We start from the raw sequence: 1,505 nt of genomic DNA on the forward strand, positions 1-1,505 counted from the left end.
CCCGCCGCGCCGGCGCGCCGAGGGCGCCGAGAGCGCCGGGGACCCGGGAGGCTCCGGGGACCCGGGAGGCTCCGAGGGCCCGGGAGGCTCCGGGGGCGTCAGAGACGGCGGGGGCGGCGACCACCCGGCGGAGTAGCCACCGCCCGGCCCCGCCCCACCCCACACCCCCTCCGACCTGCGGAAAGGCCCTCCCATCGCAGCTATACACTGGATGTATACGCATGGTGTAGAGTGCTACGCATGTCAATTGGCCACACTCTGCTCGGACTCCTCGAGAGCGGTCCGCGCCACGGATACGACCTCAAGCGGGCCTTCGACGAAAGATTCGGACACGACCGCCCGCTGCACTACGGGCAGGTCTACTCGACCATGTCCCGGCTGCTGAAGAACGGCCTGGTGGAGGTCGACGGCATCGAGCACGGTGGTGGCCCGGAGCGCAAGCGCTACGCCATCACCGACGCGGGCATCACCGATGTGGAGCACTGGCTCGCCGAGCCCGAGAAGCCCGAGCCCTACCTCCAGTCGGTCCTCTACACCAAGGTCGTCATCGCCCTGCTCACCGGGCGCGACGCGGCCGATCTGCTCGACGTCCAGCGCGCCGAACACCTGCGGCTGATGCGCGACCTGACCCAGCGCAAGCGCGACGGCGACCTCAGCGACCAGCTCATCTGCGACCACGCCCTCTTCCATCTCGAGGCCGATCTGCGCTGGCTGGAACTCACCGCCGCCCGCCTCGGCCAACTCGCCAAGGCGGTGCGTTCATGACCCCGGCAGGCTCCTTGCTGACCGCCACGTCCCTGCACAAGACGTACGGCCACACCCCCGCGCTGGACGGCGCGGAGTTCTCCATCCACCCCGGCGAGGTCGTCGCCGTCATGGGCCCCTCCGGCTCGGGCAAGTCGACGCTGCTGCACTGCCTCGCCGGGATCGTGAAGCCGGACTCCGGCTCCGTCCACTACAACGGACGCGAGCTGACCGCCATGTCGGACACCGAGCGCAGCAGTCTGCGCCGGGGCGAGTTCGGCTTCGTCTTCCAGTTCGGCCAGCTGGTCCCCGAGTTGACCTGTGTGGAGAACGTCGCGCTGCCGCTGCGGCTGAACGGCGCCAAGCGCAAGGAGGCCGAGGCGCGGGCGGCGTCCTGGCTGGAGCGGCTGGAGGTCGCGGATGTGGCGCGCCAGCGGCCCGGTGAGGTCTCCGGCGGCCAGGGGCAGCGGGTCGCCGTCGCCCGGTCGCTGGTCACCGGGCCGCGGGTGCTGTTCGCCGACGAGCCGACCGGCGCCCTGGACTCGCTCAACGGGGAGCGGGTGATGGAGCTGCTGACCGAGGCCGCCCGGGACACCCGTGCCGCCGTGGTCCTGGTCACCCATGAGGCCCGGGTCGCCGCCTACTCCGACCGCGAGGTCGTCGTCCGCGACGGCAAGGCCCGGAACATGGCGGGGGTTCGATGAGCGGCCCGGCCGACGGCCCCGGCACCGGGACGTCCACCCTGACGGCCGTACCGCCCC

Annotated in this window: 2 protein-coding genes; both read left to right on the forward strand. The window is 72.0% G+C overall.

Going from position 1 to position 1,505, the window contains the following annotated elements; all coding sequences use genetic code 11:
- Positions 1-240: 240 nt before the first annotated feature.
- Complete coding sequence (locus AXW62_RS32975; RefSeq protein ID WP_060947707.1) at positions 241-765, forward strand: PadR family transcriptional regulator; 525 nt, start codon at positions 241-243, stop codon at positions 763-765.
- The gene (locus AXW62_RS32980) at positions 762-1,448 is read left to right on the forward strand and encodes an ABC transporter ATP-binding protein (protein ID WP_030822452.1); all 687 of its coding nucleotides are present in this window, start codon (positions 762-764) and stop codon (positions 1,446-1,448) included. Before AXW62_RS32975 ends, AXW62_RS32980 begins: the two co-directional genes overlap by 4 nt.
- Positions 1,449-1,505 lie beyond the last annotated feature (57 nt).

The sequence above is a fragment of the Streptomyces hygroscopicus subsp. hygroscopicus genome (assembly GCF_001553455.1).
GTDB classification, from domain to species: Bacteria; Actinomycetota; Actinomycetes; order Streptomycetales; family Streptomycetaceae; genus Streptomyces; species Streptomyces hygroscopicus.

What these genes read in the sequence shown, in the direction of transcription:
- AXW62_RS32975 (WP_060947707.1), top strand. Translation starts at nt 241, where the DNA reads ATGTCAATTGGCCACACTCTGCTCGGACTCCTCGAGAGCGGTCCGCGC.
- AXW62_RS32980 (WP_030822452.1), top strand. Translation starts at nt 762, where the DNA reads ATGACCCCGGCAGGCTCCTTGCTGACCGCCACGTCCCTGCACAAGACG.